We start from the raw sequence: 25,108 nt of genomic DNA on the forward strand, positions 1-25,108 counted from the left end.
GGCGTTATGTACCGCTGCGTGGTGCAGTGGTAGCGGGAGCGTGCCGTCCGAAATAGCTGAGCTCACCTACGGAGCTCAGTCGTACGGATGCGTATTTATCAAAGCATTGCAAAGCAAAGACTTTTCAGAAATCCTACTGATCTGCGCCAATTTTAATACCACCAGCTCACGGTTGTTCAAAAAATCAAGGCAAAAAACCAAATTAGGCTTCGGACATAAGAAATAGTATGGGCGCAGTGATATATTTTATGTGCGAAGTTTGAGTCATTAAGTTTATATAAAACATCCCTCATCAGCACAAAAACCCTGAACCGCCCTATATTCATAGGGAGATTCAGGGTTTTTGTAAATTTATAAGATAAAATTATCGTTTAAATTCAATGAGAACTGCTCTTACTGCATCTGAGCAGCAACCTCTGCTGCGAAATCCTCTTCCTTCTTCTCGATACCTTCACCGGTCTCGAAACGGATGAACTTCTCAACAACAAGCTTGCAACCCTCTGCCTTTGCAACAGACTCTACATACTTGCCAACAGACTCTTTGTTCTCGCCCTTGAAGTACTCCTGCTCCAGAAGACAAACTTCCTTGAGCTCCTTGTTCAGACGACCTGTGATCATCTTCTCAATGATCTCATCCGGCTTGTTTGCATTCTTAGGATCGTTCTTAGCCTGAGCAAGAAGGATTGACTTCTCATGCTCCTTGTAATCAGCATCTACATCGTCTGTAGAAACATACTGTGGACGAAGAGCCGCAACCTGCATTGCTACGTTCTTCAGGCACTCCTTAACTGCATCACTGTCAGAATCTGTATCAGCTACTACGAGAACACCGATCTTTCCACCACCATGGATGTAAGGAACAACAAGACCGTCTGTTGTAACCTTCTCGAAACGACGGATGTTCATATTCTCACCGATCACGGCGATCATAGCTTGAGTTTCTCCTCAACGCTTCCGGCATCCTCTGCTGCCCACTTCTCAGCCATGAACTCTTCCATGCTTGCAGCGCTGGAGTTCTTTGCCTGAGCAGCAACCTCAGCAACATATGCCTGGAACTTCTCGTTCTTTGCCACGAAATCAGTCTCACTGTTTACCTCTACGATAGAAGCAACCTTGCCATCCTCATCGACATCGACAGCAACGATACCCTCTGCTGCAATACGTCCGGACTTCTTAGCTGCCTTTGCAAGACCATTCTCTCTTAACCACTCTACTGCCTGGTCCATATCTCCCTCTGTTGCAGTTAATGCCTTTTTACAGTCCATCATACCTGCACCAGTCATCTCTCTAAGCTCTTTTACCTGTGAAGCTGTAATTGCCATTGTGATTCCTCCATTCTGATCCGCCGGGAATCCCCCGGATCTGTTGATTTATTATTCTGCGTCCTCTGCCGGAGCATCCTCGCTCATTGACTCGCCCTGGTTTGCCTCGATAACGGCATCAGCCATTGTAGAAACGATAAGCTTAACGGCTCTGATCGCATCATCGTTACCCGGGATAACATAATCCAGCTCTTCCGGATCACAGTTTGTATCAGCGATACCGATCAGTGGAATACCTAATGTATGTGCTTCCTGAATGCAGATTCTCTCCTTCTTAGGATCTACAACGAAGATAGCATCCGGAATCTTCTTCATTTCCTTGATTCCGCCAAGGTTCTTCTCAAGCTTCTCCCACTCCTTCTTCAGACCGATAACTTCCTTCTTAGGCAGTACATCAAATGTACCATCCTCTGCCATCGCCTCGATCTCTTTGAGTCTCTTAATACGAGTCTGGATTGTCTTGAAATTGGTGAGCATACCACCGAGCCATCTCTCGTTTACATAGTACATACCGCAACGCTCTGCCTCTGTCTTGATAGAGTCCTGAGCCTGCTTCTTTGTACCTACGAAAAGGATGTTACCACCGTTTGCAACGATATCCTTTACCGCATTGTAAGCAGTATCAACCATGCCTACAGACTTCTGCAGATCGATGATGTAGATACCATTACGCTCTGTGTAAATGTACTCAGCCATTTTAGGGTTCCATCTTCTTGTCTGATGTCCGAAGTGAACACCTGCTTCCAGTAACTGTTTCATTGAAATAACGCTCATTTTGTTTACCTCCAATTGGTTATTGTTCTTCCATATGCTTCCCGGATCGACTCCGGCGCATGACCGTGAGCACGGCACCAATGCGTGATCCGCATATGTGTTTACTTGTTTCTGTGCGCAATGGACAGACCTGTCGCGAACGCACTTGATTAGATTATCATAAAACTTTCCTGTTGACAAGGGGGTAACAATATTTTTTGTATTTTTCTTTGCGCAAAAAATGCAGACAGGTAGCTGCCTGTCTGCATTGCAAATTATCTTCTTATAATATTACAGTCCCAGGATCTGTTCAACCGTCTTCTGCATATCCTCAGTCTCACATACGGTATCGTGAAGTACCGGAGCACTGCGGATTTCCTCCACCGCCTTTGGCACCTTTGTACCGGATACCTTCTCTAACTCATCGATCAGATCAAAGTCATCCATACCCTTGTACTTGTCATCAATGGCTCCCATAACGCTGGTACCGAACTTATAAGGACTTGCTGTTGATGCGATGATCGTCTTGGCACTGTCGCTGGTCTTTTCCTTATATGCATGATATACTGCGGAAGCAACTGCCGTATGGGTATCCATCACATAACCGGTCTTCTCATAAACACGCTTGATCTCTGCGGCGCACTCTTCCTCGCTTGCCCAGCCTCCGACGAAATCCCTGAGCTGTGCCTTCATATCATCTGTCAGCGAATACTTTCCGGTAGAGGAAAGGGCATCCATCATAGCTGCTGTTGCGGCGGCATCCTCTCCGGCAATCTTAAAGATCAGTCTCTCCAGATTGGAAGAGATCAGGATATCCATAGATGGAGACGTTGTCAGAATGAAATCACGGTTTCTGTCATAAACGCCTGTCTCAAAGAAATCAAACAGGACTTTATTTTCATTGGATGCGCAGATCAGCTTGCCAACCGGAACACCCATGTTCTTTGCATAATATGCGGCAAGGATATTTCCAAAGTTACCGGTCGGTACAACGAAGTTGACTGCTTCGCCCTCTTTGACTACGCCCTGACCAAGAAGTCTTGTATAGGAATATACATAATAAACAACCTGCGGCACCAGACGACCGATATTGATGGAGTTAGCAGATGAGAACTGATATCCCTTATCCGCCATTACCTTTGCGAGTTCTTTATTGTTAAACATCGCCTTAACACCGCTCTGCGCATCATCAAAGTTACCGGTAATACCGACAACCTTTGTGTTCTTCCCCTTCTGAGTCACCATCTGGCGCTCCTGAATACGGCTGACACCGTTCTTTGGATAAAATACGATAATGCTTGTGCCCTCAACATCTGCAAAACCGGCAAGAGCAGCCTTTCCGGTGTCACCGGAGGTTGCTGTCAGAATCACGATCTCGTTTGTAATGTGGTTCTTCTTCGCAGATGTAGTAAGAAGATGTGGCAGAATAGATAATGCCATATCCTTGAAAGCGATGGTTGCGCCATGGAACAGCTCCAGATAGTATGTACCATCCTTCTCCACCAGAGGAGCGATCTCCTTGGTGTCAAATTTATCATCGTAGGCCTTTGCGATGCAGTTTTTCAGCTCTTCCTCCGTAAAATCCGTAAAGAACTTCTTCATAACCTCGTATGCCGTCTCCTGATAATTCAGTCCTGCGATCTCCGCAAATGACTTGTCCAGAGCCGGAATGCTTGTAGGAACGAAAAGTCCTCCATCCTCTGCAAGTCCTTTTAAAATTGCCTGGGAAGCAGTTACTGCCTTTCCTTCACTTCTGGTACTTCTATACATTGGTTCCATGTCTTTCCTCCTGTTCTCCTGTGCAAATATCAAATTCAGAAATATTATTTCCCTCGCGGGCATTTTACCATATCAATGCCCTTATTTCAAGACATAACTCAAAGCGCAGGTATAAAATCCCGCGCTTTGCATCTGACATTTCAGGAGCAGTCCCAAAATATTTACTTATAAAATTCGTGACCCTGATGCTGAAACAGTCTTGTGAGACTTCGGTCAAACCAGCTTACATTTCCGCCGTCCGCATAACGGCGGTCCATGAAATATAACGCCCCCTGTGAGCCATCAACACCGTGCAGTGCCTCGTCGACTGCCTTTTTGGTATCCTGCGAGGCACACGCCTTTGCATAGCTTCCGTCTGCGATCGGTGAAAACTGTCTTGGTGCAAACACAACCTCGCGGATCGTTGACGGGAACTTTTCGTTTTTCACACGGTTTAAGATCACATTTGCCACCAGAAGCTTTCCCTGATGGTCTTGATTTCCCGCCTCTGCCTGTACGATCTTTTCAAGGATCACACGGTCACTGTCAGTGATGTTGACACCACAGTATTTGCGTATCTCCAACATTCTTTTCCTTCGCGCGTTTTCCTCGCGGATCCGTTTTAATTCCTGTTCATATTGACGAACCCGGATCTTGCGCACATGATCCAACTTCTCTATTTTACAAGTCACTGAGCAGCATCCGCTGCCGGAAGACTTTCCTGCCACAGCTGCACACGGGATTTCAGGCTGCTCTCAATACTGACCGGTGCCAGCGCTACTACCTCCTGTGACTCCATATTCCACAATGACAGCCCCGTGCTGATCGCGAATATCGCCACACCCCGTACAACTTTCGTTTTCCTCATGGTATTCTTCACCAAACCTTTCCCAGCTCATGATCTGTTGCATTATCTTATGAGCCATTTTTTACATTGTTACAAAAACATTACAAATTATATTTTCATTCTTTCTCTTTTATTCGTATTAGTTTATATTTTTGTAACATTTGATGAATTTTATACATGTATTTCCAGTTTTTTCTAAAAAAATTCCGGCATTCTTCGACAAAAGTGTGACCGGATATTTTATTTTACAGGGAAGCTATAAATTTCAGGAAACGCGTCTCGAACATAATGTGGTCGTACAATTTGCGGTATTCCTGTGTGGACAGCTCCGGGATATAATTGGAGGTGTAACGGATCGGTATCCCTGCTGCCTGCAGCATTTCGGCTGCCTTATTGTATGCCACTGCCGCTTCGGTATCGGTTGCATATCTGCCGACAATACGATCCCCGTTCACATGGATCTTTGTCACATAAACAGGCGGATAGACCTCTGCCTCCCGGCTGACACCATGATAGGAATTTAAGATTTCAATATTCGCATAGCGGTAGTCATGGTCATTTCCATTGACAAAACGGTAATCTTTGTTCATCACGGCGAAATTTTTGATGCCGTAACGGGACGCAATATTGACCTGCATGCCATAATCCGCCACAAAAAGGTGACCTCCGCGGCGCATGATCGAATGATGGGAATAATAGAAAAGATCATCCACATCGAAAAGAAGTACATCCTCCTCATTCAGATAATACTCAAAATAATTCGACTGCAGATAGATCGGTGTTTTGATATATAGACGATTATTTATGAAATTGGTCAGAACAACCCACTTAGAAAAGGGAAGTTCACAAGATTGATAATCATCCGGCAGGAAGGAGGTCTCCGACTTTAAAAGACGGCTCGCCGTGCAGTAAGCACTGTGCGCTTCCTCCTGGGATGAATAACTGCCGAGACTGATATGTCTGCCACGAAACGTCACCGAAGACCGGAAATAAATCTCTCCGTTCTTTTTCTGTGCCTGAAAAACACCTGGAAGAAGTTTCATGACAGACAAGCCTCCTCTCTGTTATCTATTTCCGGCTGCGGTACTCCCGCAGAACAATCTTTTCGAGCTTTCGTTTCAGAACGATCTGAATCTCCTCATGCTTCGCAATCTGTTTCACAAGGATGGAATAAATACCGGCACGATTAGCACCCCAGACATCCGTAAACAACTGGTCTCCGACAAACAATGTCGTCTCCGGCGTCGTGTTCATGCGGCGCATCCCCTCCTGATATCCCTTCGGAGATGGTTTATCCGCCTTATATACATATTGTGTTCTGACAGCATCCGCAAATGGTTTCACACGATAATCCTTATTGTTGGAGATCACACAGGTCTCAAACCCCAGCTCACGCAGATGCTCAAACAGACGGACAGCCCGTGCGGTCGCCGGCTGGTCATGCTCTACCAGCGTATTGTCGATATCAAACAGGATCCCTCGATATCCCTTCTGATAATACAGTTCAAACGGAATCTCATAGGCCGACGGATAATCCTCCCTCGGATAAAACTGCTGAAACATGAAAGCCTCCTTACATCTGCTTTGCCAAATTGATCATTTCAATCGCACCAAGTGCACAATCATAACCCTTGTTGCCCGCCTTTGTACCGGCACGCTCAATTGCCTGCTCAATATTGTCAGTCGTAACAACACCAAACATAACAGGAACACCGGTTTCTAAGGATACACTTGCAATGCCCTTGGATACCTCTGCGCATACATAATCGTAATGGCTTGTCGCACCACGGATCACTGCACCAAGACAGATCACAGCATCATACTTACCGGACTCTGCCATCTTCTTTGCCATCACAGGGATCTCGAATGCTCCCGGAACCCATGCCAGTGTAATATCATCATCCTCTACATTGTGACGTACCAGACCGTCTCTTGCTCCGGCAATGAGCTTTGACACGATAAATTCGTTAAAACGTGCTGCTACGATACCGATCTTGGCACCATCTGCTACTACTTTTCCTTCTAATACTTTCATTTTATGATCCTCCATTCTATATAAGCCTTTTTCGGCTCATTTTCATACATTATTTACTTATCCTTATAATAGGATAACAGTCTGACTCACTCCTGCCGCATTGTAATTACAGCTTCAGAATATGACCCATCTTCTCTTTCTTGGTCTTCAGATAGAAGCTGTCATACTTGCCCGGCTCCATCTCAATCGGCACTCTCTCAACAATCTCCAGATCATAGCCTGCCAGACCATACACTTTTGCCGGATTGTTGGTCATCAGACGAAGCTGATGAATCCCAAGATCTACTAAGATTTGCGTGCCTATCGTATAATCTCTGGCATCCTCAGGAAACCCCAGTTCCAGATTCGCCTCTACGGTATCACGACCATGATCCTGCAGCTCATATGCACGGATCTTATTGATCAGACCAATGCCACGTCCCTCCTGACGCATGTAAAGAAGCACGCCCCTGCCTTCCTTGGCGATCATCTTCATGGCAGCATCATACTGCTGTCCGCAGTCACAACGAGCCGAGCCGAGAGCATCACCGGTCAGACACTCTGAATGTACACGGCAAAGCACCGGCTTGCCATCTGTGATATCTCCCATCACAAGTGCCACATGATGCTCTCCATTTAATTTATTGACATAACCGTAGATCGTAAACTGACCGTATCTTGTCGGCATTTTTGCCTTTGCCACGCATTCCACAAGCACTTCATGTTCCTTACGGTACTGAACCAGATCAGCAATTCTGCCGCATTTAAGATTGTGATCCTCTGCAAACTGAAGAAGGTCCGGCTTTCTTGCCATCGTACCATCCTCCTTCATGATCTCGCAGCAAAGTCCTACCGGCTTCAAACCTGCCAGACGACAAAGATCCACAGTTGCCTCCGTATGACCGTTACGCTCGAGCACCCCGCCCTTTTTGGCAAGAAGCGGAAACATATGTCCCGGCCGACGAAAATCCCATGGCTGTACCTGATCATCGACAACCATGCGCGCTGTCAGGGCTCTCTCCTCTGCCGAAATGCCTGTCGTTGTGTCCTTATGGTCGATGGATACGGTAAATGCAGTACAGTGATTGTCTGTATTTTCACTGCACATCTGTGGCAGATGAAGCTTATCTGTATACTCCTGTGACATTGGCATACAGATCAGTCCTCTGGCATAGGTCGCCATGAAATTGACGTTCTCCAGCGTGGCATGCTCTGCCGCGCAGATCACATCTCCTTCATTCTCCCTGTCTTCATCATCCATCATCATAACAATCTTTCCCTGACGCAGATCCTCCAGAATTTCTTCAATTGTGTTAAATTTTGTCTCCATGATATACCAACCTCTCTATCTCTTTAAAATCCATACTTCGTCAACATCTCAAGCGTGATTCCCTGTCGGTTCTTCTCTGCTTCCTCCGGCTCCGGAAACGTGATAAGACGTTCCACATACTTACCGACCAGATCATTTTCCAGATTGACCACATCTCCCTTTTTCTTGTGAAGAAGTGTCGTCTCCTCACCGGTATGCGGAATCACCGATACCGAAAAGCTGTAATCGGTCAGAAGTGCCACCGTCAGGCTGATCCCATCGATTGCAATGGATCCCTTCTCGATAATATAACGCAGGATCTTCGCACTTGCTCCGACCTCAACCCAGACGGCATTGCCTCCTTCCTTGTGGAAAGAATGGTTCCCGTCCCATCAATATGGCCGGCTACGATATGACCGCCAAAGCGTCCGCCTGCTGCCATCGCCCGTTCCAGATTAACCCTGCTGCCACGGCCAAGCGCCCCCAGAGAACTTCTCCGCAGAGTCTCCGCCATAACATCTGCCTGAAATCTGTCTCCCTGCAGAGATGTCACCGTCAGGCACACACCGTTGACCGCAATGCTGTCACCAAGCTTCGTCCCCTCCAGCACCTTGTCTGCAGAGATCGTAAGCACTGCTGATTCCGCGCCGATGGCAATGCGGTCTACCGTGCCTACCTCTTCAATAATACCAGTAAACATCTCATTCTCCTTACAAAATAAAAATGTCCCCAAAAACGGGGACATCAAAAAATCACTGACCTGCACTTCTCACATCCAGACTATACTGTCGGCCTTGGAATCTCACCAAATCCTGTCACACTGTGACTCACGGCTGATGTGTCACAGGAAAACATCCCATGCACAAATACCGTCGGTCGCGAATTACACGCTGCCCCGAAGTTTATTTCATTCGTCCTATATCATAGCACAGCCTTCTATCCTTTGCAAGAGCAAATATCCGCCTCGATCAAAAGATCCTCCCCAAAGGAGGTAATCTTTTGGTCTGTCAGCCTCCATGCCTGATCCGGTGCATCCACGCCGATTCCGCGAACCGGTGTAAAACCGGCATCACCGCCAAACAACTTCGGTGCAATAAAAGCCTGCACATGCTGAACGATCCCATCGGAAAGTGCACTGTAGTTGAGCATGCCGCCACCTTCCAGAAGAATACTGTCAATCTTTTGTTCTCCAAGCTTTTTCATCAGATCTCTAAGATCTACTCTGCCATCCTTCTGTGCGGTGACAAGAACCTCCACCTGATGTGCCTCATAGTTCCGGATCTTATCTGCATCCTCGGATACCGTGGCAAGAATCGTCCTTACCTCACCTGCTGTCTGCACGATCCGGCTGTCAAGAGGTGTTCTTAAGCTGCTGTCGCAGATAATACGGATCGGATTGCGCCCTCCCGGAATGCGACAGGTCAAAAGCGGATCATCCGCAAGCACTGTCTGCACGCCGACCATGATCCCCGTATATTTGTTGCGCATCCGCTGAACATGCGCTCTTGCCTCCTCGCCGGTCACCCACTTGCTCTCACCGGTATGGCAGGCGATCTTACCGTCCATCGTCATCGCATACTTCATCACCACATATGGCGTTTCCGTCGTAATATAATGGAAAAACACCGTATTGAGCGCATCACACTCTTTCTTGAGCACATGCGTCTGCACCTCAATACCGGCATCCTCAAGCTGCCGGATTCCTTTGCCTGCGACAAGTGCATTGGGATCATCGGAGCCAACATATACTTTGCTGGTCTTATGCTCGATGATCGCCTGCGTACACGGCGGCTGCTTTCCAAAATGACAGCACGGCTCCAGCGTCACATACATTTCCGCTCCGGTGGCATCCTCCTTCAGATTGGCAAATGCACTCCGCTCCGCATGAAGATCTCCATATCGTGCATGATAGCCCTCCGCAAGGATCCGTCCATCCTTTACGATCACCGCTCCAACCAATGGATTGGGGTTCACATGCCCCTCTCCCTTTGCAGCCAGTTCAATGGCTCTTCTCATGTATTTCTTGTCCATAACCTGTCACTCCGTTTCCTTAATCTGATGCTGTGTAATTCCTTGTTCCTTCTGCTGCTTTTCGCGTTCTCTTGCCGCTTTGCTGTATGCACAGCCACAGTAGTCCTGCCGGTAGAGGTCATATATTCCGGATAGTTCAATTGATTTAAGATAACCGCCCTTCTTCTTGAAATCGGACACCAGATACGGTATGCCATATTCTTGCGCCAGCAAAAGACCAATCTCATTAAGTTTCGCCGCATTCTTGTGCGGGCTTACCGACAGCGTCGTGGTAAAATAGTCAAACCCATGACTGACCGCATACTGTGCCGCCTTTCTCTGTCTGAGCTCATAGCAGGCAAAGCAACGCTCGCCGCCCTCCGGAAGCTCCTCCATACCCTTCGCCATGGAAAGAAACACCTCCGGTTCATACTCTCCCTCCACAAAAGAGACCGGATAACGAACAGGAAGCTCTTTTAACAGTCTCTGCTGCTCTGCCACCCGCTTTTGATATTCCGCGCTCTCTGTGATATTCGGATTATAGTAATAAACCGTAATATGAAAATACTGCGCCAGATAAGACAGGCAATAGCTGCTGCACGGAGCACAGCAGCTGTGCATTAACAGCTTCGGAACCCTGTCCTCCCGCTGCAGCATTTCAATCACCTTATCCAGCTCTTTCTGATAATTTATCTTATTCATAGCATATCCCGTTCTTTCTGATCATCAATCTGGCGAATCATATATCCGCCCTTTCCGATGAAATACCAGCCTGCAATCATCTGCTTATGGCTTATCTTTACCGGCCTCGTCCGGCACAAAAGCATTTAATAATACAGTCTGCTGCACCGCCTTGCCGGTAAAGCCCCACTGGCTGCGCAGCGAATCCGGCACATATGTAAAAAACACTCTGCCAAGCAGGATACAGAGAATGAATACCCAGAAAAATCCAAGCACACCCCCGGCTAACTTATTCATCGTACCGAGCACCGGAATATGATCCACAAGCTTCAGGACGTGGATCGCACGCAGCAAAACAAACTGAAGCAGCGCAAATACCACAAAAAACACTACCGAGTACGCAATGCCCTCCGCCGTCTGTAAAAGTGCTTCCTGCGCCAGATCCGCAAATGCACCGTTCCCGAGTCCCTGCCGGATCATAGGGACAAACAGAGTCTGCGCCAGCGTCTTTTTGAGCATCTCTGCCGCAAGAATTGCTCCAATATATGAAGCAACCATTGCCACGATCCGGGCAATGGTCACCAAAAAACCTCTATGATATCCCACTAGAACAGACACCAGAATACAAATGGCGATCACAATGTCTGTATATGATGTAATACTCATATGATTCCCTCTTTATTCTGATTACAGAAGCACATCCGCCATATCATACAGACCGGCTCCCTTACCCTTCAGAAACTTAGCTGCTGCGATGGATCCCTTTGCAAAGACCGCACGCGAATATGCGGTATGCTTGAAGGTGATGACCTCGTCTGTTCCGGCAAAGATCACCTCATGGTCGCCAACAATCGTCCCGCCACGAACCGCAGAAATACCAAGCTCCTTCTTATCTCTCTGCTTTCTGACCCCTGAACGGTCATAGACATATTCAAACTGATTGTCCATCGCTTCATTGATGGAATCTGCCAATGCAAGTGCTGTACCGGACGGGGCATCTAACTTCTTATTGTGATGCTGTTCAACAATCTCCACATCAAAGCCCTCCGCACAAAGCTTCTGTGCTGCCTCCTGCAAAAGCTTCATCAAAAGATTGATGCCGAGTGACATATTGGCAGACTTAAGCACTGCTACCTTCTCACTGGTCTCACGCAGATATGCAAGCTGCTCCTCGCTCATACCGGTCGAGCACTGCACGATCGGTGTTCCTGTCTTTGCTGCATAATCCATGCGCTTCTCAAATCCGTTTGCAGAAGAAAAATCAATGATGACATCTGCCTTGATATCACATGTATCAATATCCGTAAACACCGGATAATCATTGTCTCTGTTGTCCACAATATCGATGCCTGCCACGATCCTGCAATCCGCATCCTCATTTACCAGTCCTGTGATCATCTGTCCCATACGGCCGTTACAGCCTACCATAATAATATCTGTCATTTTATCCTCCTTATTCTGTCTGTGATCATCAATTGATCATGTCATCCTTCTCCAGTTCTATTTTGGAAATTACATCTGCATATTCTGCCAGCTGTGGCGGCAGATTCTGTCCGGTAAGCACCAGTCTGGTATAATCATCCCGCAGCTCGATCAGGTGAATAATGTCATCCACCGTAATGATCTCCAGATCGATCAATCCAAGGATCTCATCAAGCACCAGAACATCACAGCCGCCGGTGTCGATCACCTTACGGGCAAAATTGACACCATTGATGATATTCTGCTTCTCCTCCTTCTTCTGGGATGCCAGAAGCTCAGAAAATGACTCCCTCTCTTTCTCGAAGCGGAACAACTTGATATCCGGCTCCAGCTTCTCCAAAAAGTTAAATTCCTCCGCATCATTTCCCTTCAGAAACTGGATAATGATCACGGACTGACCAAGACTTGCCGCCCGGATACACTGACCCACGGCTGCCGAGGTCTTTCCCTTTCCCGGTCCGTAAAAAACCTGAACAATACGCCTGTCCATAATTCACCTCTGTACTTTCCTGTATAATGTCCGGTCATTCCGTGAAATACTCCTCTGAAAAAAATGACCGGAGATAAAGAACTTCCTCTTTAACTCCAGTCATTCTATCATATTTATAATGAAAAATCCACTCTTTTAGATTTCCTCATCGTCAGACCGGTATTCCAGCTTGCTGACGGAAACCTCATAGGCGGTCCGCTTCTCATATTCGTCCTCACCAATCTTTTTCTGATACTCTCTGCTCTGGATCCTGCCCCAGATCTGCACATGCGTACCAACCTCAAACTGATCGGCATAACGGGCATTCCTTCCCCAGCAGATACACGGAATATAATCCGACTTGCCATACGGGCGGTTCACTGCCAGCAGCACATCGGCAATCTCCCTGCCAAGCGGGGTTTTGCGGTATACCGGCTTCTTGCAGACATACCCGTCCAGAAAGATATGGTTTGGATCCTGTTCATCCTCCTCCGGCTCCATAACCGCAACCTCTCTGGCAAATACAGAGAGAACAAGACGGTTTCTCGTCTCCTCATGACGGTTGTAGGAACGGAACTGTCCGTTCGCATGCAGAACATATCCACGGTAATCCTCATGAACATCCAGAATCCGCTCCGACACCATAACCGGTATGATATCGTTCGAATTACTCAGACGGCTGACCTCAATATCCACCGTATAGAAATCCTCACCGTATACCGTGTGGCTGTACGCAAATTCGCTGACCACTTTTCCCGCAATGGTGACCTGGTTATTTGTAAAGACTTTATCCAACATATTTTTTCCTCCCTTTTCCTTTCACAGTCTCCCGGCTGTGTTCGCAGTAACTTAGTTAATACATCTATATTTTCGTGCTATAATCATTATGCCACAAATTTCCTGTTTTAAACACTGATTTTTGCGACAAATCACGACGCTTCCCACGATAAGATCAAGTCATCCGATCTCCTTCGCCCCAAAAAAACCGTTTTTTCTTGACAATGTCATCATATCTTTCCCATTCCACAGGTTCATTTTTGTTACTTTTTCTTACTTGTATATTGACACAATAATCGGTATACTAGTGTATTGGTGATTTATTTTGTAAATTGTAGAAACGCGATGAATATCGCCTTATATGAGAAAGGACTTGAATAATTATGATGCAGAAACGTGAAGACGTCAGAAATATTGCAATTATTGCACACGTAGACCACGGCAAAACAACTCTGGTGGACGAGCTCTTGAAGCAGAGCGGTGTATTTCGTTCCAATCAGGAGGTCGCTGAGCGTGTCATGGATTCCGGCGATATCGAGCGGGAACGCGGTATTACGATCTTATCCAAGAATACCGCTATCACTTATAAAGATACAAAGATCAATATTATCGACACACCGGGCCACGCCGATTTCGGTGGCGAGGTAGAACGTGTCCTTAAAATGGTAAACGGTGTTGTTCTTGTTGTTGATGCCTCGAGGGAGCAATGCCTCAGACGAAGTTCGTACTGAAAAAGGCATTGGAACTGGAGCTTCCTGTTATCGTCTGCATCAACAAGATCGACCGTCCGGAGGCGCGTCCGGAGGAGGTTGTCGATGAAGTCTTGGAGCTTTTCATTGATCTGGATGCCAACGAGGAGCAGCTCGACTGCCCGTTTATTTATGCATCCGCAAAGGAAGGTATCGCTTCCTACAGTGCAGACGAGCCGGGCAAGGACATGGTTCCTCTGTTTGATACGATCCTCGATTATATTCCTGCTCCGGAGGGCGATCCGGATGCCGGCACACAGGTGCTGATCAGCACAATTGATTACAATGAATATGTCGGACGTATCGGAATCGGCAAGATCGATAACGGTTCCGTCCGTGTAAATCAGGATGTTGTTATCGTCAACCATCACGATGATTCCAAGTCCCAGAGAGTCCGCATCACAAAGCTTTATGAGTTTGACGGTCTCCAGAAGGTTGAGGTACAGGAAGCAACAATCGGATCGATCGTTGCAATCTCCGGTATTACAGACATCCACATCGGTGATACTATCTGCTCACCGGAAAATCCGGTTGCCATCCCATTCCAGAAGATCTCCGAACCGACGATCGCCATGCATTTCATGGTCAACGACAGTCCGCTTGCCGGCCAGGAGGGTAAATTCGTCACCTCCCGCCACTTACGTGACCGTCTGTTCAGCGAGCTTAACTCCGATGTCAGCCTCCGTGTCGAGGAAACCGACAACATGGACAGCTTCAAGGTATCCGGACGCGGTGAACTTCACCTTTCCGTTCTGATCGAGAATATGCGCCGTGAGGGCTATGAGTTCGCAGTCAGCAAGGCAGAGGTTCTCTATCATACGGACGAACGCGGCAAGAAGCTCGAGCCAATGGAGCGTGCCTTTATCGATGTACCGGATGAATTCTCCGGCAGCGTTATCGAGAAGCTCAGCAACCGTAAGGGCGAGCTGCAGGGCATGGGTTCCATCGGCGGCGGATATACCCGTCTCGAGTTCCTGATCCCATCCCGTGGTCTGATCGGTTATCGTGGTGAGTTCATGACAGACACCAAGGGAAATGGTATCATCAACACGACATTCGAGGAGTATGGTCCATATAAGGGCGATATGAATTATAGAAAACAGGGTTCCCTGATCGCCTTTGAAACCGGCGAGACCGTTGCATACGGACTGTTTAATGCACAGGACCGCGGAACACTGTTTGTAGGACCCGGCGAAAAGGTATACAGCGGAATGGTCATCGGTCAGAACGGTAAGGCAGAGGATATTGAGTTAAATGTCTGCAAGACAAAACATCTTACCAATACACGTTCTTCCTCCGCAGATGACGCATTAAAGCTGGTTCCGCCGAAGAAGTTAAGTCTCGAAGAGGCACTGGAGTTCATCGACACAGACGAGCTTTTGGAGATCACACCAAAAAGTCTGCGTATCCGTAAGAAGATTCTGGATTCCACTCTCCGCTTCCGCAGCAAAAAGAACGCACAGAATAACTAAGACGCATACCTTTTCGGTACTGCGCTATCGACACAATAAAATATAAAACGCTTTGATCTGCTGCCATGACAGACGTTCCTGTCGTGGCAGCATTTCTATTCCCGCCATTGCCATCTCTGCCAGCAGTAAAACATCCTCTCTTGCAACCCACACCATATCCCGCAACGCCACCTCCTTCTGCGTAAGAAACTTCTCCATCGCCGAAAAATCTTTCCCCTTGATCGTGCGGTAAACAAAGCGGAGTGCCAGAATACCTGCCAGATATTCCGGAATTCCGTACCACAGCCACAAGGGTTTAGCCAGCTCCTTCCACAGAGAGCTCCCCGTTTCCGCTTCCATTTTCACAAACAGACTGTAAAACCGCTTTTCCTGTCCGCGAGCCGGCGGCATTATAACAGTATCCGCCGTCCCTTCCGGAAATGATCCTAAATAACAGGTCTCACCCTCCCGATTTCTGTGCCACAGCAATTCCTCCGGAAGCATGGATGCCGGTATCATATTCTGCGCCAGGAACAGAAGAGGCATCACCTCATTCCCTATAAGCGCATTACCACCTTTTAACCACAGGCTCTTGCCACACAGATTTCCTGCAGTTCATAAAGGCCGCCAAATGCCAGCAGACGATCCGTTGCACACAGACACGTTCTGGCAGATTCCACCTGCTTACTCTGATATACTCTGTCGGCAGGTTCTCTCCATTTACATGCCCGCAGCCTGTCCGCAAGCTCCTCCGGATTCTTCCAGACAAGCTTTTCCACCTGACAATGCAGACGTAGTTCGGTCACAGCCCCGCTCTCCCAAAAATCTTCCGCTCTCTGCCCGGAACGCAAAAGGACAGCCACATGACTGTCCCTTTGCTCTTCGATCCATGTATGAAATTGTTCTGCCGTGTTCGTACCGGTGATCACTCTCATTCCTTATCTCCCTCATCCTGGCTGCTTCCATCGGATGCAGAAGGAGCCGGTGTTGCCTTCGGTTTCTCTGTTGCCTCAGTGCTGCCGTTTGAAGTGTCACTGCCTCCATCGTCCCTGTCGATCTTAACCGTCACAAATTCTGTCTTGACAATTGCACTGCTGTCTCCCAGATCCAGATGAACCTTCAGACGATATTTTCCTTTGTGGAGTCCCTCGCAGTCCACATATGCACTGTAATCGTCCGCATTGATCTCATCTAACACAGAAGAAATTCCCTGAAGCGTGATGCTGACCACACTCTTATCTCCAAGTATCTTCGCCGACAAATGATCCGCCAGAGAGGCAAACTTGATATCCTCCACCGGAATGGAAACCTTTCTGCTCATCTGCTTCTCAATACCGATCCGCAGAGAAACCTGTGCATAATCTGTCAGCACAAAAACTCCCTCCGGAAGATAATCCTGAATACTGATATTTTGTTCTACCGAACCACTTGTACTTCTCATGCCGGTAATATCTACCGGTACATTCACCTCACTGATATTGGCAAGCTCTTTTCTGTCACCGGCCACCCGAATCGCCTCAGGCTGACATTCCGCATCGACAAACTCATAGCCTGCCGCCGCTTTCCGGTAATCTTAATGTTGACCGGGATCGTCTTCGTCCGGAGTACATGAACACTGACTCTGACTCTCTTTACGCCGTAATCCAGAGTGCTTGATTCGATTGCCTTACCATCTACATCATATGCCACCGGTGTTACCCTCTTACGGAAATCCTCTCCGACGCCACTGACATTGACCGTGACACGCACGGAATCAATCTTGTCAATGACTGTCTTGCCGCCGGTCACCTCCAGCATATTCGGACTTGCCATGCATTCACCGACACTATAGCCATTCTGCGGTGTCCCCTGCGTTGCTACCGTGACTTTGATCTGCTTGCTTGCCTTATCCTCCAGTGACACCTTCAAAACCGTGCTACACTCCAGCGTCGGCTCATCGGAAACATTCTTCTTAAGCTCAGGCACGATCGCGACCGCATTGACTGCCGAAAGATCCGACAGATCCGCTGTTGCACGGATATCATCTGCTTTCAGACGGTCTACCACACTCTTCTTGCCCCTGACCCGTACCTGTGCCGTACTTCCCTCAATGATCTCATATACCTTATTCACTGAGGAAAGTGCATCCTCGTTGATCGTCTCAACCTCAACATTAAAGGTTCTCTCTTTATACGGATCCTCAATGTTGACAATTGCCACCCACACTACAATTGCAGAAAAAAGTGCCAGCAACTTAATCCCTATATTATTGAAAACATATTTCTGAATAAAGTCCTTTTTGGTTTCTCCACCAGAATTGCCTTGCTGCATATTCATTACCATGCCTTTCCAATCATCTGTGTGCCCCGGGTCTTTTAGTTTCTTCTCAGCCCTTTCCAGCGTTTCTTCTCCACCTCATCACCAGACTTGCCCTGCATCTCTGTCAGTTTCTTTTTCAGAAGATCACCGTCAATATTTCGAAGAAGCTTTCCTCCGACAGCAACCGAGATGCGCCCCGTCTCCTCAGAGACAATGATCGTCAGACTGTCTGTCACCTCACTGATACCAACACCGGCACGGTGTCTTGTTCCAAGCTCCTTGGAAAGCCCCATATTATCTGATAACGGCAGATAACAGGTTGCTGATACGATCCGGTCACCGCGAATGATCACCGCACCGTCGTGAAGCGGTGTATTATGCTCAAATATATTGATCAGAAGCTGACTGCTGATCGTAGAATCCAGTTCAATGCCGGTTCTCTCATACTCGGAAAGATCAATGTCCTTCTCAATAATGATCAGCGCACCGGTCTTCACCTTTGCCATCTCAACAGTCGCCTTAACGATCTCATTAATACTGCGTTCCGAGAACCGCTCGTTCTGATTGCGCGTGTCGTCAAACGGAATCAGGGTGGAAACGATATTTTTCTGTCCAAGCTCCTCCAGTGCCCGGCGAAGCTCCGGCTGGAACACAATCATCAATGCCGTGATACCGATAGAGATCGTTCTTTCAAAGATCCATACGATCACGTTCATACCAAGAATATAAGCGATCACATAGCATGCCAGCAGAACAATGATTCCCCTGAGCAATGTCCATGCCCGGGTATTCTTGATCCACAATGCCACATGATAAATTACAAATGCCAGTATCACGATCTCCAACACATCGATGACTGATACCTTCGGCAGATCAAACACATGTATATATTTTTTTAAGGATGTAACAATAGAGTTCATACTTCCTCCTAATCTCGTCTATCCTGCTATATTTCCTGTTCTGCACTATCCTTCGGCCGGCTCATTTCCTTTGCCGGCGGCTCCGGCTCATCCTTACCTGCCGATCCGCCAAAGCGCCCGCCTCCCAGCAGATGTGCATTAAACCTCTTAACCCGCTTCTCTCCTACGGCGATATTCATTTTCGGCACCGCCTTGACATAATAGTAGTATTCGTCATCCTCAAACTGAAGATACTCTACTGCCGTATAATTCAGCACAAGCCGGAAAAACTGAACAATCCATGCCAACACACCGCAGATCACTGTTTCGATCATCAGGGCAGAACATGAACTTCAATATTAAACGGAAAACTGACTGCGAGGAACAGAAGAATATTGACGATCACACCGACAACGATCGCCGTCTCATAAACATAATGAAACTCCTGACTGCAGATCATATTGACAACTACCATCACGATTGCAAACACCGCAATGGTCAGATACATCTCCTGATTCGTAAAGATCATCTGAAAGGTCTGGTTAAACAGCACCATGCTGTCCTCCGTTGCAGTTCCGATCACCGTGGTAATACACTTCAGTGCATAGTAGCATATAACCCCGCAGCTCATCGGGATCACTGCCACCGGTGCACCGATCAGTCCCAGAAGGATCGGCATCAGATAAGGAAGACGCAGACCATACATGATCGGAACTGCCAGGATCACATAGCCATGCTCCGGCAGAAAACGCAGATACACCAGATATGCCGTCAAAAGCACAAGAAGTGTCACTAACGCCAGCGAAACAGATACATAATACACATGAAATACAATATATGCCGCCGCCAGAAATAAAAGCACCGAAATCGGAAGAACCGTATTGACAACCGAAAATGCCAGCACCACATACCAGGAGTTCAGTGCCGGATTATAACCGATCAGCTGATTAATCGAAAAAAACGTCAGAAAAGAAAGTAGAAAACGAAAAACTGCATTTACAATACGGGCATGATTCTGGTAAAACCGGATCAATCGTTCCCTGATCTCCAATAAATGCGTCATTCGTTTCCTACCTCCCTGCTCTGTTCATAAAATAATTCCATTTTCTTAAGCTCTGTCAGATAAGCTCTGCGTTTGCTCTGGATCCGGTGATACTTTGCCGAAGAAATAAGTACCGTAAAAAAAGCACATCCCAGCAAAATAAGTACATAGACCGCAAGCGCTCCAATCGCAAGACTGCCAATATCAGGAAGTCTGACCTTTGAGAAAATATATTCAAAATGGTACAGTGCCACCAGAAGAAGCACCAGTACATAAGCCACCGAATAACTCCAAAGTGTCACCAGCAGATGAGAACGAATATAGTCGATCCGGTAATAACCGGCTTCCTTCAGCTCCGTGTGCAGCGGTTCCTGCTCATATCTTGCCAAATTTACCATAATGCGAAGCTTTTCCTCGTTTACCATATGAATCCCCATTTCCCATCATAATTGCGTACTTCAGAGACTTTAACCATGTTTCATCATAACATGTAGACTGCCCGATTTCAACTCCTTCTTCACACAATTTAGAGAAAAATAAGACTTGAACCGGGAGCAGCAATCACTCCCGGTCCAGGTCTTATTGAATGTATTCATATGCGTTTTTGTATGCCGTGAATTCTTCGAAAACAGGTATGTTCAAAGCCGCACCCCTGTAGATTCATTATACACGTAATTCCTATTTTGTCAGTTTCAGCTCCAGAAGCTCCGCATAGCCAAACATATCCTCCGCCTGATAGCAGGCACAGAGAACGGCATCAAGCTCGTATGCTTCGTTCAGCCGGCTCATGTTGCAGGCTGCCAGTGTGGAGTCCGCCAGTGTCCGAAACAGCTCCAGGGCATCCTTCTGACAATATGAGGACATATCCTGCCCGATCTCCTCCAGATAACGGTGCTGCGCCACATAAAGGATCAGAGGAAGAATATCCTGTCTCTGAATCTGCAGACAACGGCGCTTATTCTCCTTCCGGTAGGATGCGATCCATTCCTTTGCCTCTCCCACCGTTGCATTCCTGTTCATTCCGCGCCCATACTCCTGCGAAAGCTTTAAGATCCATACCGGACATTCGCTCTCCTCATCCATGTTCTCCAGCTCAAGCTCCGCCTGTCTTGTCTGAAAGAATCTTTCCTTATGCAGCGGAACGTTAAGCAGATCCGAAAGATGCTTCTCCGTCATGCTGTTGACCGACTGACAATCCGACGTACTCTCCTTATCATCCTTCTTGGGCTGAAACACCTCCGATAACAGTCTTGCATTTGATTCCTTCTCAGTATATGCCAACGAACAAAGCTCCGTAATGCTTGCCTTTAATCCATCCGAAATCGTTTTCTTTCTGCCCTTGGACTGCGCATTTACATACTTACGGATGTTTCTGCGGTAATTGCGCGGATCATATAGGCGATGCTGGCACCACACAGAGTAATCCGTCTCCGACAAAAGACGTTCTAACTCCTCCTGTGCATCCTTCTTGGCATACTGCAGGATCAGTTTTTTGTATTTGCGGAAATAATCTAAGGTTGTCTTACTGTAGCCCTTGAAGCTGGATGCATTCTCCATCATCCACTCCAGAAATTCCTGCCACTCCAGTGTCTTTCGTACCTGAAACTCGCCCATCAGCGTCTGTGTTCCACAGGTCTGTGCAAAGCTCATCACATGGGTCAGCCGCTGTTCAAAGTCAAGGATCATCTGCTGGCACTGCTCGTAGCTTTTGTGATTCTCCAGACCGTATACCAGGATCACCTCCCGGTAATCATTGACCTGAAATGCCGGCTCATGAATCCCATAGATCAGATATTCCTGACAGTCCGCCACGCTCAGTCCCATCGCCAGACAGATCCGGTAAACCTGTTCCCTGTCCGGAACAGCACTGCCGCCGATTCCAAACCACTTGCGGATCGTCGGAAGCGTTGCAAAGGCTTCCTTTCCCGTCTGCTCCCGGAATCTTTTATATGCTTCCCTGCGCATCGTCTCCGTGATCTCGCCCTCCGGAAGCATTCCCATTTTCTCCATGATAAATTCTGAAAAATCCCGGAAATGCGCCTCCTGCTTGATGTTCATCAATGCCATGGTAAAAGTTTTTCTATGTGTTCCCATTGTCTCTCTCCCTGTTTTATAATGATCACGGAATCACGCCTACAAACTGCCCCGAATCGGATTTCTTCTGTGCCTTTGTCCCTGTCTTTGGTGCTGCCGTAGCCTTCGGCTGCGCTGTTGCCACGATCTGCTGCTTCGGCTTTCTGGTAATGGTCACAACGATCGTTGTCCCTACCGGAACCTTACTTCCTGCCGTCCTGCTCTGCGAAGCAACAATTCCTTCCGTTCCTTCCCGTTCGACCTCTTTCCATGTCCAGTGAAGCTTTCTTTCCTTCAGAAGGGTGCGCGCACGCTCTTTGCTCACGCCGGTCAGCTTTGGAACTTCTGTTTTTCTTTTGCCTTTGCTGATCGTCAGCACAATTTTGGAATAGGTTTCCCCGCGGTATCTTGTCTTTGCCGGAATACTCTGCGTTACGATCCTGCCCTTTTTGATCCGGCTGCTGTACCTGTACTTCCACTGCACGGAAAGCTCCGTATCCTGCCCGGCTAGTGCTTTTAATGCTTCCTTTTTCGTCATGCTCTTGAAGCTGATCATCTGGTATTCCTGCACATCTGCCGCATATGGCGTCGTGGTCACCTCTGCAAGTGCTGTCTGCTGCGGCGCTTCTGTCTGTATCGCATCCTTCTTCGCCTGACTGTGCTTATGAAGTCCATACACCGCCCCCGTTCCAAGCAATGCCACACAGCAGACCACCGCTGCCGCTCCCGCAAGCCACGCCCCGAGATGCTTCTTATCCCTTCCCTGCTGATAAAGTCCCTGATACAGCTCATCCATCGTCTGGTAACGGTGATGAAAATCCACCGTCATTCCCTTCATAAACGCTCTCTTCTGCTGCATCGGCAGATCAACGTCCGTCATCTCCGTCAACGATGGCATATCATCCTCCAGCACACGCTGGATCGATTCGTCCGGAGCCTTGCCGGTCAGTGCATAATATGCCGTGGCACAAAGTGCGTACACATCGGTCCACGCACCCTGCTGCCCTCTCGTCCGATACTGCTCCTCCGGCGAAAAGCCACGCTTAAACACAACCGTCATACTGCGCGTCATATTGATATTTTCTTTTCTTGCGGCACCAAAGTCGATCAGCACAAGCTTCTCATCACGGGTCAGCAGCATATTATCCGGGCTGATATCCCGGTGTAAAACTCCGGTCTGATGTACCTTTGCCAGAGACTGAATCACCGGCTCCAGCATCCGCAAAAACTTCTCTCCCTCGATCGGACCGTTCTTTTCCACATATTCCTTTACACTGATGCCATCCACATACCCCATCACGATATAAGCAGTATTATTGGCATAGAAAAAGTCCCTCACCGATACGATTCCGTCCAGATCATAATAGGCGGACAGACTTTTCGCCTCTCCCAGATATTTCTTTAAGCTTTCCTGATACTTCTGGCTTTCCCTTTTCTCATATATGTATACATTGGTATCCTCGTCCTCCTCGCTGATATGGCGGCTGACAAGACTTGCCGGAAAATATTCCTTGATCGCTACCACCGTATCCAGAAGACAGTCCCATGCTATATAACTGATTCCAAAGCTGCCCTCCCCGAGCACCCTGCCGAGAACATACCGGTCACGCAGACACATACCGGGGCGCAGACAACGCGGTATCGGCCGGTATTTATCCTGCTGCAGCCCGCAATAAGCACAGCGTCCCTCTGCTGTCAGCGGCTTCATACATCCAACACACCGTTCTCTTCCATTTACTTTCATATTTCACCAACTTTTATCTTCTTGTTCTTATGTAATGTTTTATAATGTCATACTTCATTGATTATAAAACATTTGCGGAACGAAAATCTTTCCGTTTTTTTCATTATTATGATCGTACCTTCGTCATTTCCAGTTTATCATAGTCCCCAAAGAAAAAACAGACCCCCGCTGTCGCAGGAGTCTGTCTTCCGGTAAAACATGAGATTATCCGTCAATTGTATATATTTCATTAATATCAAGACAAAAAATTCTGTGCTGCTAAATGAGACAACGGATTGCTTCATTGCTATCTGTTTTGCCCCTTATATTACTTCAGCAGGTTATCATCAACAAAGTAGTCAATACGCATTGCATGACGCACATCAGCCAGTGTCTGTGCAGCTACAGCCTCTGCCTTTCTGCTGCCCTCCCTAAGGATATCATAAACATCCGGCAGACGTTTCTCCCACATCTGACGACGCTCACGGATCGGTGCCAGCTCCGTCTGCATCACGTTGTTCAGGAACTTCTTCACCTTGACATCGCCGAGCCCACCGCGGGAATAATGCTCCTTCAACTCATCAAGACTGCTGTAGTCCGGCAGAAATTCCTCAAAATATTCCGGTTTACAGAACGCATCCAGATAAGTAAATACTGTGTTGCCCTCAATCTGTCCCGGATCCTCTACGCGGATATGGTTCGGATCGGTATACATAGACATGACCTTCTTCCGGATCTCCTCCGGCTCCTCAGACAGATAAATGCAGTTGCCGAGCGATTTACTCATCTTCGCCTTTCCATCGATACCCGGAAGACGTAAGCATGCGGAATTGTCCGGAAGCACGATCTTCGGATCCGTCAGTGTCTCGCCGTACACGGAATTAAACTTATGTACGATTTCCTTACACTGCTCCACCATCGGCATCTGATCCTCACCTGCCGGAACGACTGTTGCGCGGAATGCCGTGATATCTGCCGCCTGGCTGATCGGGTAACAGAAGAAACCGACCGGGATACTTGCCTCGAAATTACGCATCTTAATCTCAGCCTTTACCGTAGGGTTTCTCTGAACTCTGGATACAGTCACCAGATTCATGTAATAAAAGGATAACTCTGTCAGCTCCGGTACCATGGACTGAATAAAAATCGTAGACTTCTCCGGATCAAGTCCGCATGCCAGATAATCCAGTGCTACCTGCATGATATTGTTGCGAACCTTCTCCGGATGCTCTGCATTGTCAGTAAGTGCCTGCGCATCCGCGATCATAATATAAATCTCATCAAAGTCTCCTGAATTCTGCAGTCTCACACGCTCCTTCAGGGAACCTACATAATGTCCTACATGAAGACGTCCGGTCGGACGGTCTCCGGTCAAAATAACCTGTTTCATTTTATCTAGTCTCCTCCATTCCAAAGCACCTTCCGGTCATCCAAACACCTCCGGCTGCCGT

26 protein-coding genes, 3 pseudogenes and 1 riboswitch are annotated in these 25,108 nt (G+C 47.6%); of the genes and pseudogenes, 2 read left to right on the forward strand and 27 right to left on the reverse strand.

The features are described from left to right. A partial coding sequence (locus tag DXA20_RS16495) for a hypothetical protein (RefSeq protein WP_207664221.1) occupies positions 1-226 on the forward strand: 226 nt, incomplete at its 5' end. A 167-nt stretch (positions 227-393) separates the two neighbouring features. On the opposite strand, the pseudogene tsf reads toward DXA20_RS16495, so the two are convergent. From tsf to DXA20_RS08585, 16 genes and pseudogenes are all read right to left on the reverse strand, one after another. Next, positions 394-1,322, reverse strand: a pseudogene (tsf, locus tag DXA20_RS08510) (translation elongation factor Ts). Between the two features lie 51 nt (positions 1,323-1,373). Beyond that, a complete protein-coding gene (rpsB, locus tag DXA20_RS08515) occupies positions 1,374-2,096 on the reverse strand; it encodes a 30S ribosomal protein S2 (protein WP_118560091.1) in 723 nt (240 codons plus the stop codon). Positions 2,097-2,366: 270 nt separating this feature from the next. Further along, a complete protein-coding gene (thrC, locus tag DXA20_RS08520; protein ID WP_118560093.1) occupies positions 2,367-3,854 on the reverse strand; it encodes a threonine synthase in 1,488 nt (495 codons plus the stop codon). Between the two features lie 161 nt (positions 3,855-4,015). Then, positions 4,016-4,525, reverse strand: coding sequence for a cell wall hydrolase (locus DXA20_RS08525; protein WP_147403725.1), 510 nt, complete (start codon positions 4,523-4,525; stop codon positions 4,016-4,018). Then, positions 4,522-4,701: a hypothetical protein gene (locus DXA20_RS08530; protein WP_147403726.1), complete on the reverse strand. Its 180-nt coding sequence runs from the start codon at positions 4,699-4,701 to the stop codon at positions 4,522-4,524. The genes DXA20_RS08525 and DXA20_RS08530 overlap by 4 nt, the downstream gene beginning before the upstream one ends. 224 nt (positions 4,702-4,925) lie before the next feature. Further along, positions 4,926-5,723: a hypothetical protein gene (locus DXA20_RS08535; RefSeq protein WP_022305446.1), complete on the reverse strand. Its 798-nt coding sequence runs from the start codon at positions 5,721-5,723 to the stop codon at positions 4,926-4,928. Between the two features lie 25 nt (positions 5,724-5,748). Beyond that, positions 5,749-6,243, reverse strand: a complete 495-nt coding sequence (locus tag DXA20_RS08540) for a YqeG family HAD IIIA-type phosphatase (protein WP_022305445.1) — start codon at positions 6,241-6,243, stop codon at positions 5,749-5,751. A gap of 10 nt (positions 6,244-6,253) precedes the next feature. Then, complete coding sequence (gene ribH / locus DXA20_RS08545; RefSeq protein WP_118560193.1) at positions 6,254-6,715, reverse strand: 6,7-dimethyl-8-ribityllumazine synthase; 462 nt, start codon at positions 6,713-6,715, stop codon at positions 6,254-6,256. A 106-nt stretch (positions 6,716-6,821) separates the two neighbouring features. Then, complete coding sequence (locus DXA20_RS08550) at positions 6,822-8,024, reverse strand: bifunctional 3,4-dihydroxy-2-butanone-4-phosphate synthase/GTP cyclohydrolase II (protein WP_022305443.1); 1,203 nt, start codon at positions 8,022-8,024, stop codon at positions 6,822-6,824. Between the two features lie 23 nt (positions 8,025-8,047). After that, a pseudogene (locus DXA20_RS08555) lies at positions 8,048-8,703 on the reverse strand (riboflavin synthase). A gap of 59 nt (positions 8,704-8,762) precedes the next feature. After that, positions 8,763-8,910, reverse strand: a riboswitch (FMN riboswitch). A gap of 29 nt (positions 8,911-8,939) precedes the next feature. Beyond that, positions 8,940-10,034: a bifunctional diaminohydroxyphosphoribosylaminopyrimidine deaminase/5-amino-6-(5-phosphoribosylamino)uracil reductase RibD gene (gene ribD / locus DXA20_RS08560; protein ID WP_118560099.1), complete on the reverse strand. Its 1,095-nt coding sequence runs from the start codon at positions 10,032-10,034 to the stop codon at positions 8,940-8,942. 6 nt (positions 10,035-10,040) lie between these two features. Then, the gene (locus DXA20_RS08565) at positions 10,041-10,715 is read right to left on the reverse strand and encodes an epoxyqueuosine reductase QueH (protein ID WP_022305440.1); all 675 of its coding nucleotides are present in this window, start codon (positions 10,713-10,715) and stop codon (positions 10,041-10,043) included. Between the two features lie 84 nt (positions 10,716-10,799). Beyond that, positions 10,800-11,360: a CvpA family protein gene (locus DXA20_RS08570; RefSeq protein ID WP_118560101.1), complete on the reverse strand. Its 561-nt coding sequence runs from the start codon at positions 11,358-11,360 to the stop codon at positions 10,800-10,802. Positions 11,361-11,381: 21 nt separating this feature from the next. Further along, entirely contained in the window at positions 11,382-12,137 is a 756-nt protein-coding gene (gene dapB, locus DXA20_RS08575) for a 4-hydroxy-tetrahydrodipicolinate reductase (protein WP_118560103.1), read from the reverse strand. A gap of 28 nt (positions 12,138-12,165) precedes the next feature. Continuing rightward, a complete protein-coding gene (locus DXA20_RS08580) occupies positions 12,166-12,666 on the reverse strand; it encodes a cob(I)yrinic acid a,c-diamide adenosyltransferase (RefSeq protein ID WP_022305437.1) in 501 nt (166 codons plus the stop codon). A gap of 135 nt (positions 12,667-12,801) precedes the next feature. Beyond that, positions 12,802-13,443 (reverse strand): single-stranded DNA-binding protein, encoded by a 642-nt coding sequence (locus DXA20_RS08585; RefSeq protein ID WP_118560105.1) that lies wholly within the window; start codon positions 13,441-13,443, stop codon positions 12,802-12,804. 362 nt (positions 13,444-13,805) lie between these two features. Between DXA20_RS08585 and typA the strand changes: the two are divergent. Continuing rightward, positions 13,806-15,643, forward strand: a pseudogene (gene typA, locus DXA20_RS08590) (translational GTPase TypA). A 24-nt stretch (positions 15,644-15,667) separates the two neighbouring features. Here the strand turns inward: typA and DXA20_RS08595 are convergent. The 11 genes from DXA20_RS08595 to trpS form a co-directional block, all read right to left on the reverse strand. Then, positions 15,668-16,168 carry a hypothetical protein gene (locus DXA20_RS08595; protein WP_118560107.1) on the reverse strand — a complete coding sequence of 167 codons (501 nt, stop codon included), beginning with the start codon at positions 16,166-16,168 and terminating at the stop codon, positions 15,668-15,670. A 32-nt stretch (positions 16,169-16,200) separates the two neighbouring features. Continuing rightward, positions 16,201-16,557 carry a hypothetical protein gene (locus DXA20_RS08600; RefSeq protein ID WP_118560109.1) on the reverse strand — a complete coding sequence of 119 codons (357 nt, stop codon included), beginning with the start codon at positions 16,555-16,557 and terminating at the stop codon, positions 16,201-16,203. Next, positions 16,554-17,129 (reverse strand): hypothetical protein, encoded by a 576-nt coding sequence (locus DXA20_RS08605; RefSeq protein WP_118560111.1) that lies wholly within the window; start codon positions 17,127-17,129, stop codon positions 16,554-16,556. Before DXA20_RS08605 ends, DXA20_RS08600 begins: the two co-directional genes overlap by 4 nt. Beyond that, the gene (locus DXA20_RS08610; RefSeq protein WP_158577175.1) at positions 17,087-17,938 is read right to left on the reverse strand and encodes a CdaR family protein; all 852 of its coding nucleotides are present in this window, start codon (positions 17,936-17,938) and stop codon (positions 17,087-17,089) included. Before DXA20_RS08610 ends, DXA20_RS08605 begins: the two co-directional genes overlap by 43 nt. Before the next feature lie 38 nt (positions 17,939-17,976). Then, a complete protein-coding gene (gene cdaA / locus DXA20_RS08615) occupies positions 17,977-18,840 on the reverse strand; it encodes a diadenylate cyclase CdaA (protein WP_118560115.1) in 864 nt (287 codons plus the stop codon). 26 nt (positions 18,841-18,866) lie between these two features. Further along, the gene (locus tag DXA20_RS08620) at positions 18,867-19,154 is read right to left on the reverse strand and encodes a hypothetical protein (RefSeq protein WP_118560117.1); all 288 of its coding nucleotides are present in this window, start codon (positions 19,152-19,154) and stop codon (positions 18,867-18,869) included. Continuing rightward, entirely contained in the window at positions 19,154-19,882 is a 729-nt protein-coding gene (locus tag DXA20_RS08625; protein WP_118560119.1) for a hypothetical protein, read from the reverse strand. Before DXA20_RS08625 ends, DXA20_RS08620 begins: the two co-directional genes overlap by 1 nt. Continuing rightward, positions 19,879-20,286 carry a hypothetical protein gene (locus tag DXA20_RS08630; RefSeq protein ID WP_022305431.1) on the reverse strand — a complete coding sequence of 136 codons (408 nt, stop codon included), beginning with the start codon at positions 20,284-20,286 and terminating at the stop codon, positions 19,879-19,881. Before DXA20_RS08630 ends, DXA20_RS08625 begins: the two co-directional genes overlap by 4 nt. Before the next feature lie 253 nt (positions 20,287-20,539). Then, positions 20,540-21,955, reverse strand: a complete 1,416-nt coding sequence (locus DXA20_RS08635; protein ID WP_118560121.1) for a hypothetical protein — start codon at positions 21,953-21,955, stop codon at positions 20,540-20,542. Positions 21,956-21,980: 25 nt separating this feature from the next. Next, positions 21,981-23,678 carry a serine/threonine-protein kinase gene (locus DXA20_RS08640; protein WP_022305429.1) on the reverse strand — a complete coding sequence of 566 codons (1,698 nt, stop codon included), beginning with the start codon at positions 23,676-23,678 and terminating at the stop codon, positions 21,981-21,983. Positions 23,679-23,985: 307 nt separating this feature from the next. Then, a complete protein-coding gene (gene trpS, locus DXA20_RS08645) occupies positions 23,986-25,047 on the reverse strand; it encodes a tryptophan--tRNA ligase (RefSeq protein WP_022305428.1) in 1,062 nt (353 codons plus the stop codon). Between the last annotated feature and the right edge of the window lie 61 nt (positions 25,048-25,108).

Origin of the sequence: Roseburia sp. AM59-24XD, from assembly GCF_003478445.1 — a bacterium.
GTDB lineage: Bacteria > Bacillota > Clostridia > Lachnospirales > Lachnospiraceae > Jutongia.

Coding starts and splice junctions, on each gene's coding strand:
- rpsB (WP_118560091.1), bottom strand. CDS start 2,096: ATGAGCGTTATTTCAATGAAACAGTTACTGGAAGCAGGTGTTCACTTC.
- thrC (WP_118560093.1), bottom strand. CDS start 3,854: ATGGAACCAATGTATAGAAGTACCAGAAGTGAAGGAAAGGCAGTAACT.
- DXA20_RS08530 (WP_147403726.1), bottom strand. CDS start 4,701: ATGAGGAAAACGAAAGTTGTACGGGGTGTGGCGATATTCGCGATCAGC.
- DXA20_RS08535 (WP_022305446.1), bottom strand. CDS start 5,723: ATGAAACTTCTTCCAGGTGTTTTTCAGGCACAGAAAAAGAACGGAGAG.
- DXA20_RS08540 (WP_022305445.1), bottom strand. CDS start 6,243: ATGTTTCAGCAGTTTTATCCGAGGGAGGATTATCCGTCGGCCTATGAG.
- ribH (WP_118560193.1), bottom strand. CDS start 6,715: ATGAAAGTATTAGAAGGAAAAGTAGTAGCAGATGGTGCCAAGATCGGT.
- DXA20_RS08550 (WP_022305443.1), bottom strand. CDS start 8,024: ATGGAGACAAAATTTAACACAATTGAAGAAATTCTGGAGGATCTGCGT.
- ribD (WP_118560099.1), bottom strand. CDS start 10,034: ATGGACAAGAAATACATGAGAAGAGCCATTGAACTGGCTGCAAAGGGA.
- DXA20_RS08565 (WP_022305440.1), bottom strand. CDS start 10,715: ATGAATAAGATAAATTATCAGAAAGAGCTGGATAAGGTGATTGAAATG.
- DXA20_RS08570 (WP_118560101.1), bottom strand. CDS start 11,360: ATGAGTATTACATCATATACAGACATTGTGATCGCCATTTGTATTCTG.
- dapB (WP_118560103.1), bottom strand. CDS start 12,137: ATGACAGATATTATTATGGTAGGCTGTAACGGCCGTATGGGACAGATG.
- DXA20_RS08580 (WP_022305437.1), bottom strand. CDS start 12,666: ATGGACAGGCGTATTGTTCAGGTTTTTTACGGACCGGGAAAGGGAAAG.
- DXA20_RS08585 (WP_118560105.1), bottom strand. CDS start 13,443: ATGTTGGATAAAGTCTTTACAAATAACCAGGTCACCATTGCGGGAAAA.
- DXA20_RS08595 (WP_118560107.1), bottom strand. CDS start 16,168: ATGCCTCTTCTGTTCCTGGCGCAGAATATGATACCGGCATCCATGCTT.
- DXA20_RS08600 (WP_118560109.1), bottom strand. CDS start 16,557: ATGAGAGTGATCACCGGTACGAACACGGCAGAACAATTTCATACATGG.
- DXA20_RS08610 (WP_158577175.1), bottom strand. CDS start 17,938: ATGAATATGCAGCAAGGCAATTCTGGTGGAGAAACCAAAAAGGACTTT.
- cdaA (WP_118560115.1), bottom strand. CDS start 18,840: ATGAACTCTATTGTTACATCCTTAAAAAAATATATACATGTGTTTGAT.
- DXA20_RS08620 (WP_118560117.1), bottom strand. CDS start 19,154: ATGATCGAAACAGTGATCTGCGGTGTGTTGGCATGGATTGTTCAGTTT.
- DXA20_RS08625 (WP_118560119.1), bottom strand. CDS start 19,882: ATGACGCATTTATTGGAGATCAGGGAACGATTGATCCGGTTTTACCAG.
- DXA20_RS08630 (WP_022305431.1), bottom strand. CDS start 20,286: ATGGTAAACGAGGAAAAGCTTCGCATTATGGTAAATTTGGCAAGATAT.
- DXA20_RS08635 (WP_118560121.1), bottom strand. CDS start 21,955: ATGGGAACACATAGAAAAACTTTTACCATGGCATTGATGAACATCAAG.
- DXA20_RS08640 (WP_022305429.1), bottom strand. CDS start 23,678: ATGAAAGTAAATGGAAGAGAACGGTGTGTTGGATGTATGAAGCCGCTG.
- trpS (WP_022305428.1), bottom strand. CDS start 25,047: ATGAAACAGGTTATTTTGACCGGAGACCGTCCGACCGGACGTCTTCAT.